This is a genomic window from Rhodanobacter sp. FDAARGOS 1247 (assembly GCF_016889805.1).
GTDB lineage: Bacteria > Pseudomonadota > Gammaproteobacteria > Xanthomonadales > Rhodanobacteraceae > Rhodanobacter.
In genome coordinates this window covers 2,596,070-2,608,597 of record NZ_CP069535.1, presented here as the reverse complement: position 1 = coordinate 2,608,597, position 12,528 = coordinate 2,596,070, and the positions used below count along the sequence as shown (strand labels likewise).

Genomic DNA, 12,528 nt, shown 5'->3' with positions numbered 1-12,528 from the left:
TGGACTCGGTCAACGTCAGCGCTCGGCCAGGCGCGGACAACGTCCTCTACGACGCCGGCCACACCAGCGAGCGGTGGATCTGCGCACCAGCCCAGGCGCCGTCGCCGACTGCAAGCGAAACCGAGTGCGGGATCCTGGCGGCGTCACCGCAGGCGAACACGCCTGGCACGGTGGTCTCCTTGGTTTCTCCGGTCGATATCTGCGTGCCCATCGGCGTCTCGACCAGTTCGCAGCCGAGCTGCGCCGCGATCGGTGTCGAAGGCTCGTTCCGCGGCGCGGTGAACAGGCCGGCGAAGCTCATGCATCGCCCGTCGCTGAGTACGACATCCGCATTCCCGTCGATCCGCTCGATTCGCGTCGTTTCGACCGTCACGCCGCGACGAGCCAGTTCTTCCGCGGCAGTCTCGTCGAGTTCGAACGTGCCGTTGAGGAAGAACGTGGTGGTTCCCCACTCCGGCAGCAGCTGCGCCTGATGGATCGACATCGGGCCCGTGGCGATGACGCCGATGCGGCCCTGATCCAGTTCATAGCCGTGGCAATACGGGCAGTGGAAGATGCTCCTGCCCCAGCGCTCGGCCAGGCCGGAGATTTCGGGCAGCCGATCCGACACGCCGATCGCCAGCAGCAAACGCCTGGCTGAATACGTGGTGCCGCCACAGGCCACCTGGAAGTCGTCCATCGTGCCCGCTGCTTGCTCGACCTCGCCATCCAACCAGGTCAGCGTGGGGTACGCGTGCAGTTGCTCGCGGGCGACACGGGCCAGCTCGGCGGGATCGACGCCGTCCTGGCCCAGGAATCCGTGGGAATGACTGGCAGTGCGATTGCGCCGCTTGCCGCCGTCGATGATGAGTACGCTGCGGCGCGCCCGTAGCAGCTGCAGGGCCGCGGCCATGCCCGAGTAACTGCCGCCGATGATGATGACGTCATGCTTCATGCCGGTGCCTCGATCGATGGGCGCCATGGCGGCGCGCGAAATCCGCGGCCAGCGCGGCCAGGGTGACCGACTCGAACCGCTGCAGCAGCAGTGCCTCGGCGTCGACGAAAGCGGTGTCCAGCGCCGCATTGATCGCCTGCTCGACGAGGCATTCGGGATGTTCGTTCCGGTTGCCCACGGCGAACAGCGCGGGCTCGCCCAGCGCTTCATGCAACTGGCGCAGCGTGACCTTGCTGAGATCCGCCGAAATGCGCCAGCCCCCGGCGTGTCCGCGATCCGCCGTGACCAAACCAGCCTCCCGCAGCAGGCCCATGGTGCGGCGGACCACCACCGGATGCGTGCCCAGGCACTGCGCCAGCGCATCGGATGTCATCGGCGTATCGCGCTCGGCCATGTGCAGCAAGGCGTGGAGTACGGCGGAAAGTCGGCTGTCTCGTTTCATGTAACAAACGATGTTACGTTGGAGCCTCCATGTCAAGCGGCGAGGGCGGCATGTCTTCTTTCAACGATCCCCAGGCGGTGGCGCGATACACGGACGGGCCGCTGCGCCAGGTGCCCGGATTGCATGCGCTCCACCAGATGAGCGGCCTGCTCCTGCACGAGCACGTGCCGTCCAATGGGCGCGTGCTGGTGCTGGGCGCCGGTGGAGGCCTGGAGCTCAAGGCCTTCGCCGAGACCTACCCGCACTGGCGTCTGCTCGGCGTCGACCCGTCGGCGCCGATGCTGGAATTGGCCGTCCAGACACTGGGGCCGCTGGCGCCGCGGGTGGAGTTGCTGGAGGGCTACATCGATGCGGCTCCGGCCATCGAATTCGACGGCGCGGTTTGCCTGCTGACCATGCACTTCCTGTCCATCGGGGAACGCCTGCACACGCTGCGCGAGCTGAGGCGCCGGTTGAAACCCGGCGCCCCGCTGGTGATGGCCCATCACAGCGTTCCCGATGCACCGGACGAAAAGCTGCGCTGGCTACGGCGGCACGTGGCCTTCATGGCTTCGAACGGCATGCCGGTTGCGAACATGGCCACGACGATCGAAGCGATGGCCAGCCGCCTCCCGCTGCTTTCTCCCGAAGCCGAGGTCGACTTGCTGGAGCAGGCCGGCTTCGAGCGGCATGAGCTGTTCTATGCGGCTTTCACGTTCAAGGGATGGGTGGCGTATGCGGCTTCGTAAAAATCACCAACCTCACCCCTCGATCGGCAAAGGCTTGCGCGACAGACGAACCGCGTGGATGCCGGCCGGCAGCCATTCGGCCGGATCGCCGCGAGCGCGTCGCATCCGGCTGGAAGCCACATGCTTCAGCGCGCCGTCATTCCGCCATCCACGCGGTAATTCGCGCCAGTCAGGAACTTGCCGCGATCCGACACCAGCAGCGCCACGACTTCGGCGATGTCCTCGGTGGCGCCGATGCGGCCCAGCGGCATGAGCTGCAGCCACGCGTCGGTGGAAAATCCCGGTGTCGTCCTGGCGAACTCATCGGAGCCCGGTGTCGCGATGACGCCGGGGGCCACCACGTTCACGCGGATTGCCGGCGCGAGTTCCAGTGCGAGCGTGCGCGAGTAGTACTCGAGCGCGGCCTTGGCGGCGCCGTAATGCACGAAGGGGGCGAACGGCATCGCCGCTGCCGCGGAGGAAATGTTCACGACCGCTGCAGCTTTCGACTCCCGCAACGCCGGGAGCAGGGCGTTGGTAAGGCGGATCGCAGCCTGGAGGTTGAGTGCGAAGCCGTCGGCCCACGCCTCGTCGGGGATCGTCCATGAGCCTTCCAGGAAGGCGCGCGCGCCGCCCGCGTTGTTCACCAGGATGTCGATGCCGCCGAGCGCTGCAAGGGCCTGTGTCGCGACGGCCGCCACGCCTTCGCTCGTGGCGACGTCGCCGGACACGAACGTGGCGCCCGCGGGCATGTCCTTGTCGGCTTTGCGCGCGACGACAACGACCTTGGCGCCGGCATCGAGCAGGCGCTGGGCCACCGCCGCGCCGATGCCGCGCGTGCCTCCGGTGACGAGGGCACGGCGGCCGGCGAGTTCTTTCGGTAAATCGGGTTGGTTGGACATGATGATGTTCCTGTGTGGTTGGTCGACATTTCTTGGGAAGTGATCCGGATGATCACGAGCTTTCGCGCGCGGCAAGGTTCTGCGCCCGCGGAGCGGGTCGCCTTGCAGGGCGCATGCGTCGCTGTCAGGCCTTCACGAACCGATAGGCGAAGCGATCGGTGTGGCCCTTGATCGATGGGTCGAAAACCTTGCTGGAGTGCGAGTCGTCGTTGTTCGCCAGCAGGCTGCTTTCGGCGTCCAGCACAAAGCCCGCCGCTTCCACCTCTTCGCGCACCGCCGCCGGCTCGATCCGATGCAGCGACCCGGCGTTGCTCGTGCCTGTTCCGGCTGCGGCGACGTGGTCGACGATGACGTAGAAGCCGCCACGCTTGAGCCGCCCATGGACGGCTCGATTGAAGTCGGCCGCGGTGGCGCCCCTGGCCTGCATGAGCGCGGTGTGGAGGTCGTGATAGAACAGGTGCAGCCACACGACATCCGCCGGTGGCACGCTTTCAGGCAGCGCCATCAGGTCCGCCGCGACGGCCTGCACATTCTCTCGCCCCGGCTGCTTCGCCAGGGCTCGGGCGCGGCCGACCGGATCGTTGTTGAGGTGAGCGACCTCGGCCGGCACGAAGCTGCAGACCCGTCCCTCGGGTCCGACGAGGTCGGAAAAGAGGCCGGTCCAGTCCCCGTCGCCCGGGTACACGTCGATCACGGTCGAGCCGGCCTCGGCTCGTGCGAAACGCAGCAACCCGGATGGTCTGGAGTGTGGGTACATGGTGGCCTCCGAAGTGGATGACTCTGAAAAGCTGGTGGCGGAGCCGGAAGGGCGTGCCGCGTCAGATCTGCGCCAACCCGCCATCGACGGCCAGCTCGCTGGCGGTCATGAAGCTGCTGTCCGACGACGCCAGGAAGGCCGCCGCCGCTCCGATCTCCGCCGGTTCGGCCATGCGCTGCAACGGGTTCATCGAGGCGAACGCCTTCAGGCCTTCCTCGCCCACCGCGGCCTTCGCCAGTTCGGTCGCGGTCGGCCCGGGCGACAGCACGTTGACCCGAATGCCGGTGCCCTTCAGGTCCTCCGCGAAGGTCTTGGCGAGGTTTCGCACGGCGGCCTTGCTCGCGCTGTAGACGCCGAAGGCCGGGGCGCCGGTGGTGCCGGCGCTCGATCCGGTCAGGATGATCGAGCCGCCCTGGCCCATCAGCGGCAGCGCCTGCTGCACCGTGAAGATCGTGCCCTTCACGTTGGTGTCGAAGGTTTCGTCGATGTGCTCGGCGGTGATCTGGCCGAGCGGAAGCAGGCCGCCGGTCCCGGCGTTGGCGAACACGATGTCGAGCGTGCCGCGTTCGGCCTTCACCGCCGCGTAAAGCCGGTCGAGGTCGGCCGGGTCGGAGACCGAGCCCTGCACCGCGCGGGCGTTGGGGCCGAGCTTCGCCAGCGCGGCGTCGAGCGCTTCCTGCCGACGGCCGTAGATGAAGACGAAGGCGCCTTCCTCGATGAAGCGCTCGGCCGCTGCGAGGCCGATGCCGGTGGCGCCGCCGGTGATGACGGCGGTCTTTCCATTCAACTTGCTCATGTCATGAATCCTTGGTGGGAGGGGTTGCCACTGCCGAAGCAGTGATGGGGATGGCGCTCCGATCGCGATCCTTGTCGCGATGGGCGTGCGCGTTCAGGGCTGCTGCTTGAACAGGTCCTGGAAAATCAGCGGGCCCCAGACGCGGCCGCGTGCCTGCACCAGGGTGCCGCCCTCGTCGAACTTGCCGAGGTTGACGGGGGCGAAGCCGAGTCGCTTCGCAAGGTCCGCCACTTGCGCGGTGGCCGCTTCGTCGTCGCTCGACAGGAACACCACCCGGTGGCCGCCCTGGACCTTGGGGTCGGTGGCCAGGGTGCGCGACAGCAGGTGATTGAAGCCCTTGACGAACCTGGCGCCGGGGAACGACCTGGCGGCGAAGGCGGAAGAGGGGAGGTTGTCGAGCGTTTCGACCGGGTCATTCGTGTTCATCGCGTCGATGATCGTCTTGCCTGTCCAGTCGGGAATCAGCTTGCCGATGTCCCGGTGTCCCTCGAACAGCACCGCCAGGATGATCACGTCCGCCTTGACGGCTTCCTGCAATGTCCTGGGGATGACCTTGGGCCCGATCGCCTGCGCCTGCGGCAACAGGGCTTCGGGCGGCCGCCGACTGGCAACCGTGACTTCGATGTTGTTGCGGGCGAACGCGCGGGCGAGGGCCTGGCCGATGGAACCGAAACCGATGATGGCGTAGCTCATGGCATTGTCCTTTTCAGTATGGAGATGGAGTGGTCTGGCCCGAATGGCGCTTGGCTTGTCGCCGTCATCCCCGCGAAGGCGGGGATCCAGTGACTTGAGCGTGCCGAGCGATTCGAACCGGTTGCCCAACCAATCTGGGTCGCTTGACGCATCAACACAATTGACGAAACATCGCTTAATACGATCTATTTTCTGGATAGCTGATGCTCGACAACGTCACCATCAACCAGCTGCGCGCATTCGTGGCGGTGTGCGACCAGGGCAGCTTCTCGGGCGCGGCGCGCAAGCTCGCGCGGGCGCAGTCGGCCATCAGCCACGCGATCAAGGCGCTGGAAAGCGCATTCGACGTCGAGCTGTTCGAGCGCAACACGCGCAAGGCGCAGCTCACCGCGGCAGGGCGCAGCCTCCTGCCCGACGCGCGGGCGGTGATCTCGCGCACGGAGGAAATGAAGAACCGCGCCGGCTCCATCGCCAAGGCCGGCGTGCCGCAGGTGTCGGTGGCGGTCGATGCCTACTTTCCGCGCACCCACCTGATCGGCTGCCTGCGCACGCTGCAGGAAGAATGCCCCACCGCCGCGATCAACCTGCGCATCACCACCATGCAGGGCGGCGAAAAGCTGGTGCTCGAAAAAGTGTGCGCCCTGGCCGTCACCATCAACGACGTGCCGGAAGTGAACCCGCAAGCCATCGAACGCCACTGGTTGCGCGAGGAAGAGATGGTGACGGTCTGCGCGCCGACCTATCCGCTCGCCTCAACCCCCAAACCCATCCCCGTGGACGAGTTCGGCCGCTACACCCAGATCATCGTCACCGACAACCAGCCCGGCGCGGACAAGACCCAGGAGGGCGTGGCCGGCAAGCGCCAGTGGCTGGTCAACGATCTCGGTGCGAAACGCGATCTGCTGAAAGCCGGGCTCGGGTGGGGACATCTGCCGCGGCATCTTGTGGTCGAGGATCTGGCCGGCGGGGAGCTCGTCGAACTCGAACGGCGTGCGTGGCATATCCGGTCGCTGACGTTCGTGGTTTCACAGCGGCGGGGGCATGATTTGTCGGCGTGTGAGGCGCGGTTGGTGGAGTTGCTTGGGGAGGCTTAGGTTCGTGCGAGTCGCAGGCGCCCGTATGGATTGCTGCTCTTGGATGGACGTCCACGGTTCGGGCGCCGATGGACAGCCGCGCTCCATTTTATTGGCCGCATCCCCTTTTTCTCTTTTTCTCGTCAGTCAGCATGCCGCGCGGCTGACCCCATTTCACGGCCCAGATCCGGGAGGGTCAGGATCAGTTCCAGCTTGACGAAGTGGAACTGACTCCGTTCTTGGCGCTTCAGGGCAGTCGAACTTCCATTTAATTGGCCACCACGTCCCCTTTAGTTCTTTAGTTGGCCGATTTCCGGATCACGGTGGGGAATCCAAGCCAACGATTCGTACGTGGGCTATTGCTGCCAGTGGCCCGTTGGAACCGGATGGGCTGAACACGCGCTGCGTGTCAGCCCATTGTGGTTTGTCTGAGAGTGTTCAATTCGCAGAGCTGTTCGTCTCAGCAGCGGGCGTCGCCGCGACCGGAGTATTGAATGGCTCGCCTGGCACCCACGCCCAGACTGCAAGGACCTTCGCGCCTCGGCGGCCGGCGGTGGTGACGTGCACAACACCGGTCGGAAACTGGAAAGTGTCGCCCCGGCGATACTGTGCGGCAGCCTTGCCCCGCACTTGCACGGTTACCTCGCCTTCCAGCACATAGCAGACTTCGGGCCCGCTTGCCTTGTGCAGCGGTTTTGAAGCATTTGGTGGGAACTCTGCAATACCCATACCCATCTGGCGATTGGTCCCGGGTATGGCGACGCGTTGCAAAACTGCGGTGGGCTTTGCGGGCGTTGGGTTGTGCGCAGCCCCGCCCCCACCCGTGAGCGCGACGATCGTTCCTGAAATATCACTTTTCTCCGCGTCGGGTTGTGCGGGAGCCTCGAGCGCTGCCTGTGCGTGGTGCGAAGGATCCGGGGCAGTGCGGCTGAGCGGCGCGAGTCCAAAAGCAGTAAAGAAGCCTACGATTGTCAAACTTGCGAAATGGGGATTCACGTCGACCTCCTTGAAAGTGGCGAGTGGTGGCTCGGTGGAGCTACAAGAACCGCCCGACACTAAAATGAAAGTGTGGCATTACGCGGGCAAGATCGCGGCAGCATTGCGATGAGATCGGGCTCCTTCGGCCATTCAGTAATTCGATGCCTGATGGGGACGAAATTGGCCAAAAGTCGCCTGTTGCGATTCAAATTCCGCGACTGTGTCCAGCGTTGCCGAGGCGGTCAAGTCCCTCGGCCCGCAAAACTTCATGGTTACGCCCGCGGCGGGTCATGTTGGGCGTTCATCCTGTGGCTTTCCCCAAGTCGGAGTCACGTATGCGCTTATCGATAGCTGCGATTCTCCTTTGTAGTTCGCTCGTGCAGGGGGCGTACGCGCAGGTGCCTGCACCTGGGCAAAAGAGCACCGTGAGCAGCCCCTCGCGGATGGGGCTGCCAGGGCCGTTCCGCATGCCTGCATCCGAGCGAAAGAACATTGCAGACAATCCCTCATGGACGGCCCCGCAGAAGCCGTTCCGCATCTATGGCAACACGTGGTATGTCGGGCCTCGTGGCCTCGGCATCTTCCTTGTCACTGCGCGTACGGGCGATGTCCTAATCGACGGTGGTGTGCCGGGTGATGCGCCATTGATCGAAGCGAATATCCGGGATCTAGGCGTCGATCTGCACGACATCAAATGGATTCTCAATTCGCATGCACATTCCGACCATGCAGGAAGCATGGCGCAACTCGCGCACGACACAGGTGCGCAGGTGATCGCGAATGCAGCGGATGCCCCGTTGCTGGAACGCGGCGGTCGCGACGATCCGCAATACGGCGACAGATTCCCGATTCCGCCGGTGCACGTGGCACGCACGGTGACCGACGGTGAGGTTCTGCACTTGGGGGGGCTGCTGCTAACTGCGTACTCGACACCAGGGCATACCAAGGGCAACACGACTTGGACATGGGTGTCATGCGAGGGCACGCACTGCTTGCATCTGGTTGATGTCGGCAGCCTGTCGGCGCCTGGTTTCGCATTGATCGGAAATCCAAAGTACCCAGACATCCTCAAGGACTTCGAGCATAGCTTTGCGGTGGTCGCGGCTTTGCCTTGCGACATCCCGCTCGCTCCACATCCAGGCATGGTGAATTTCTGGGAGCGTGTGGCCAAGCATGAGCAGGGTGATGTGGATGCATTGATAGACCCCACGGGGTGCCGCGCTTACGCGAAAGACGCACGCGAAAGCTTCGAGACGCAACTGGTGAAGCAGCGTGCGGATGCTGCTTCGACAAACCGACGGCGGCCGCCGATTTCGGGCCGATAGAGCGGGTCGTCGCCGGCAGGGTCATCCGGAACCTGGAATTTCCTGGCGCCGACAACGGTACAGTGGGCAGAGGGTTGTTGCGCGTCGGGGAATGGAGGGTTCTGGCAAGAGTCGGAGCCCGGGATACCCGGCTACTTATCCAAGGAGGTTTACGTTCCGGATAGCGCGCCCAGCAATCTGTTCCAGCGGGCACGCGAAAACCCGCGCCACCAAGCTCAGCCACCGTGGAGATGGGAGAGTGCTATGCCGAAGACGCCAGAAGACACAAGTTCCGATAGCTGGCATCGATTCTTCGCAGCTCAGGCGAACAACGAAGCATGGACACTAGCTGAAGTGTCTCATTCTCGCGTAAATGCTTTGGCGCTTCTGAATGCTGCGCACGCCTCGGCCTGGCACTGGCAAGCCGTCGGAAACGTTCTGAATCAACAGCGCGCCATCATGCTTCTTGCCCAGGCGCATGCCGTTGCCGGTTTCGGGTCAAGTGCCTTGCTCTATGCCAACGAAATGCGTGCGTACTTTTTGAGTGAACCTTCTACGCCAGACTGGGAGCTGGCCTTTGCGCACGCAATCCACGCCAACGCGGCGCATGCCGCCGGCGAGCTTGCACAGCATGAAAGTTCATACGCTTCGGCGGAAAGCGCCATCAGAACCCTCGCTGACGAAAATGACCGGGTTATGGTCATGCGTACCTTCGAGCATGTGCCCCGACCATGAGCGTCGTCATGGTGCCCGGACTGCTGTCGGCGATCAATGGATCAATGGGGACGTGGCTAATTAAATTCCGAACCCGGCCAGCACCGTGACTGCGTTCCGCACGTCGTACCGCTGCTTGGCGGTTTCAAGCCGCATCTTGCGTTCGCTTCAGGAGCGGAGGCTTCTCAGGCCGGCACGGATTTCGCTGACCAGGATCTCGGGCTGTTCGAAGGCGGCGTAGTGTCCGCCCTTGTCGGCCTCGCCGTAGTGGATCAAGTGGGTGTAGGTGTCTTCGATCCAGCTTCGGGGCAGGCGCGGGATGTCGCGGGGGAACACGGTCACCGCGACCGGCAGCGTCAGTTTGGGGCCGGCCATGCTGCCGGCCTTGTTCTCCCAGTAGATGCGCGCGGACGACGCGGCCGTGTTCGTGAACCAGTAGAGCGATATCGCGTCCAGGATCTCATCGATGCCGAGGGCGTCCTCGGCGAGTCCGTGGTTGTCTGTCTTGGATTGGAACTTGTCGTAGATCCAGGCCGCCTGGCCCGCCGGCGAGTCCGCCAGGGCGAATCCGATGGTCGCCGGCTTCGTGCCCTGAAGGTGATTTGCGCCGCCCATGTCGCCGTTGTAGAGGGCCAGGCTGTCCACGGCGTATTGCTCTTCGGGTGACAGCGTGTCGGGTATCTGCGCGGGAAAGGCGTACTGGCTGTTCAAGTGGATGCCGAGCAGCCCGTCGGGCCGCATGACCCCGAGGACGGAGGTGACGACGGCACCCCAATCACCGCCTTGCGCGGCCCATTTCGTATAGCCAAGACGCTTCATGAGTTCCACCCAGGCGGCGGCGATACGCGAGACAGACCACCCCGTTTCAGTCGGCTTTTGCGAAAACCCGAAACCGGGCAGCGACGGGATGACGACGTCGAATGCATCGTCGACGTTTCCCCCGAACGCCTCCGGGTCGGTCAGTGGACCAATCACTTTCAGGAACTCGACGATCGAGCCGGGCCACCCGTGCGTCAGGATGAGCGGCATCGCATTCGGGTTTTTCGACTTGACGTGGATGAAGTGAATATCCAGCCCGTCGATCGCGGTCAGGAATTGCGGGAAACGATTGAGCTCGGACTCGAATCGGCGCCAGTCGTACTCGTGCTCCCAGTAGTCGATGAGGGACTTTGCATGGGCCAGGCGGACGCCTTGCGACCAGTCGGCGACGGTTTCCGCATCCGGCCAACGCGTTCTGGCCAGTCGCTGCTTCAAGTCGCTGATCTCGGCATCCGGGATCGCGATGGTGAATGGACGGACGAGAGGTGAGGGGGCGGGCGTCGATGCGGTCATTGCCTGTACTCCTGAGCGTTTGCCTCGCTGGACAGCGCAACGCTACGCACTGCACACGGACGTACAAGCTACTCCGTTCCAAAAACGGGGCCGGGTTCACTGCCAGCCGAACCTGGAGGAACCTGACCCCGCTCTTGCCGACAGCCATGCAAGGTCGGATTCAAGCAGCGTGCCGCCAGGAAAATGCAACTGCCTTGTCGCAAGACGTATCCATGGCATTGACTTCGCTCACACAGGTTCCTGCCATGCTTCGTCCAGCCACAACCTTCATGATCGTTTTGGTATCTGCGCTTGCCCATCCCGTTCTGGCAACGCAGGGGACCGTTGCGCCGGCCAAGGTCTCGACCGAGTTGACCGACCCCATCCAGCAGGCCGTCGACAAGTTGCAGGCCGTGCCTGGCGCATACCCTGCGGTTTCCGCGGTGATCGTGCAGGGCAACGCGGCGCCCTGGATACATATCCGTGGCCGGCTGAAGGCGGATCAGGCTGCCGAGGCCGACGCCGACACGCTGTTCTACATGGCCTCGCAGACCAAGTCGTTCATGGGCCTGCTCGGAGCGGTGCTCGACCGGAAGGGCGTACTGCCACTCGACACCACGCTGTCCGGGATCTGGCCACAGCTGCGTCTGCCGGCACCGGCAGACCCGCACCGCATCACCATGGCCGATCTTCTGTCGCACCAGGAGGGGCTGACCACCGACACGCTCAACAACGTCACGGCCTACGTGCGCGATATTCCGGCCGCGGAGTATCCGCACTGGCTGGAAACCGAAACCGGTACGCGCGACCCGGGCTTCCGTTACGCCAATCTGGGTGACCTGATCTATGGCGCGGCACTCGAAACGCGTACCGGCCGCAACTGGCACGATTGGCTGGACGCGGAAGTGTTGCAGCCACTACGGCTGGACCATGGCATCACCTCGCGACCATCGCGCATGTCGCCCGGACGCTTCGCATGGAACCATCAGTGGGATGGAAAGGCGTGGCACGCGCTTGCGCCCAAGCCGGACGCCTTGATGCACGCCGCGGGTGGCCTGTTCGCGTCCGGAAAAGCCATGGCGACCTGGATGCAGGCGAACCTGGGGTCCGCCGGCGCCGGTGGGGCGCTTGATCCCTCCGATTTCGCGCGTGCCCAGCAATCCGTCGCCGTCGCGCACATGTCCGATGGCCAGATCAACTGCGACGGTTACAGCCTGGGCTGGTACAGCTGCAGCTACAAGGGCCAGCAGGCGCTGATGCACCCCGGCAGCTACGTGGGCACGGTTTCCGTCACGGTACTGGTGCCATCCGCGCATGCCGGCCTTGCGCTGGTGGTGAACAGCGATAGCGCGATGGAAGGCTTTGAACTTGAGGTCATGAAGGCGTTCATCGGCTTGGCCACGGGACAGGATGGAGAAGCCGCGCGGCTCGATGCGGTGGTGGCGGCTTTCCCGTCACGTCTGGCCAAGACGGTGGATAAACGTGCACGCGCCATGGCCGGATCGCGCGCCGATCCGTCCTGGGGAGGCTGGTCGTGGACGCCCGGCAAGGAGGAACTGGAAGCCTGCAGTGGAACCTTCCGCAACGCGTTGTTCGGCCCGATGATCGTGGGCACGGCGTCCGGCGAAGTGACGGCTGACATCGGCGCACGGCACCTCGTCCTGAAGCCGGCTCGGCCTGGCCTCTTCGCGGCGACCGACGGGACGCTGGAGCCGGCGGAGCCGGTCACCTGCCATCCCGACGACGGCACGATCGAATGGCGACATCGCGTCTTCCGGCGCTGACGGATATCGCCACGTCAACCACGAACACCCGCGTTTCGACAGCCTGCACGTGCAGGCTGCAGCCAAGGTGGCCATCGCGGTGTTGCGGATGGAGATGGCAATATCAATCAAAGGGGACGGAGGCAACAAGCCG

13 protein-coding genes are annotated in these 12,528 nt (G+C 64.4%); 5 read left to right on the top strand and 8 right to left on the bottom strand.

Translation table 11 applies throughout. From position 1 onward, the window contains the following. Nucleotides 1–46 precede the first annotated feature (46 nt). Together I6J77_RS12035 and I6J77_RS12030 are read right to left on the bottom strand one after the other, a co-directional pair. Nucleotides 47–934 carry an NAD(P)/FAD-dependent oxidoreductase gene (locus tag I6J77_RS12035; RefSeq protein WP_204109175.1) on the bottom strand — a complete coding sequence of 296 codons (888 nt, stop codon included), beginning with the start codon at nucleotides 932–934 and terminating at the stop codon, nucleotides 47–49. Then, nucleotides 924–1,376: an Rrf2 family transcriptional regulator gene (locus tag I6J77_RS12030; protein ID WP_204109174.1), complete on the bottom strand. Its 453-nt coding sequence runs from the start codon at nucleotides 1,374–1,376 to the stop codon at nucleotides 924–926. Before I6J77_RS12030 ends, I6J77_RS12035 begins: the two co-directional genes overlap by 11 nt. Before the next feature lie 50 nt (nucleotides 1,377–1,426). Between I6J77_RS12030 and I6J77_RS12025 the strand changes: the two genes are divergently transcribed. After that, complete coding sequence (locus I6J77_RS12025) at nucleotides 1,427–2,104, top strand: class I SAM-dependent methyltransferase (RefSeq protein ID WP_204109173.1); 678 nt, start codon at nucleotides 1,427–1,429, stop codon at nucleotides 2,102–2,104. A 125-nt stretch (nucleotides 2,105–2,229) separates the two neighbouring features. Here the strand turns inward: I6J77_RS12025 and I6J77_RS12020 are convergent, their stop codons facing one another. The 4 genes from I6J77_RS12020 to I6J77_RS12005 all read right to left on the bottom strand — a co-directional run bounded on the left by I6J77_RS12020 (nucleotide 2,230) and on the right by I6J77_RS12005 (nucleotide 5,360). After that, nucleotides 2,230–2,985, bottom strand: coding sequence for an oxidoreductase (locus tag I6J77_RS12020; protein WP_204109172.1), 756 nt, complete (start codon nucleotides 2,983–2,985; stop codon nucleotides 2,230–2,232). Between the two features lie 124 nt (nucleotides 2,986–3,109). Further along, on the bottom strand, nucleotides 3,110–3,742 hold the full coding sequence (locus I6J77_RS12015; RefSeq protein ID WP_204109171.1) for a class I SAM-dependent methyltransferase: 633 nt from the start codon (nucleotides 3,740–3,742) through the stop codon (nucleotides 3,110–3,112). A 61-nt stretch (nucleotides 3,743–3,803) separates the two neighbouring features. Next, nucleotides 3,804–4,538: an SDR family NAD(P)-dependent oxidoreductase gene (locus I6J77_RS12010; protein WP_204109170.1), complete on the bottom strand. Its 735-nt coding sequence runs from the start codon at nucleotides 4,536–4,538 to the stop codon at nucleotides 3,804–3,806. Nucleotides 4,539–4,631: 93 nt separating this feature from the next. Next, entirely contained in the window at nucleotides 4,632–5,360 is a 729-nt protein-coding gene (locus I6J77_RS12005) for an NADPH-dependent F420 reductase (RefSeq protein WP_239308953.1), read from the bottom strand. A gap of 74 nt (nucleotides 5,361–5,434) precedes the next feature. On the opposite strand from I6J77_RS12005, the gene I6J77_RS12000 reads away from it, so the two are divergent. Then, a complete protein-coding gene (locus tag I6J77_RS12000) occupies nucleotides 5,435–6,325 on the top strand; it encodes a LysR family transcriptional regulator (RefSeq protein WP_204109169.1) in 891 nt (296 codons plus the stop codon). Between the two features lie 417 nt (nucleotides 6,326–6,742). Here I6J77_RS12000 and I6J77_RS11995 read toward each other — a convergent pair whose 3' ends face one another. Further along, entirely contained in the window at nucleotides 6,743–7,300 is a 558-nt protein-coding gene (locus tag I6J77_RS11995; protein WP_204109168.1) for a cupin domain-containing protein, read from the bottom strand. Between the two features lie 449 nt (nucleotides 7,301–7,749). Here I6J77_RS11995 and bla point away from each other — a divergent pair, with 449 nt between their 5' ends. Continuing rightward, entirely contained in the window at nucleotides 7,750–8,607 is an 858-nt protein-coding gene (bla, locus tag I6J77_RS11990) for a subclass B3 metallo-beta-lactamase (protein WP_204109167.1), read from the top strand. Nucleotides 8,608–8,850: 243 nt separating this feature from the next. Then, entirely contained in the window at nucleotides 8,851–9,321 is a 471-nt protein-coding gene (locus I6J77_RS11985) for a hypothetical protein (RefSeq protein ID WP_204109166.1), read from the top strand. A gap of 147 nt (nucleotides 9,322–9,468) precedes the next feature. Here I6J77_RS11985 and I6J77_RS11980 read toward each other — a convergent pair whose 3' ends face one another. Then, a complete protein-coding gene (locus tag I6J77_RS11980) occupies nucleotides 9,469–10,632 on the bottom strand; it encodes an epoxide hydrolase family protein (RefSeq protein ID WP_204109165.1) in 1,164 nt (387 codons plus the stop codon). A 245-nt stretch (nucleotides 10,633–10,877) separates the two neighbouring features. Here I6J77_RS11980 and I6J77_RS11975 point away from each other — a divergent pair, with 245 nt between their 5' ends. Continuing rightward, nucleotides 10,878–12,395 carry a serine hydrolase gene (locus I6J77_RS11975; RefSeq protein WP_204109164.1) on the top strand — a complete coding sequence of 506 codons (1,518 nt, stop codon included), beginning with the start codon at nucleotides 10,878–10,880 and terminating at the stop codon, nucleotides 12,393–12,395. The last annotated feature ends 133 nt before the right edge of the window (nucleotides 12,396–12,528 follow it).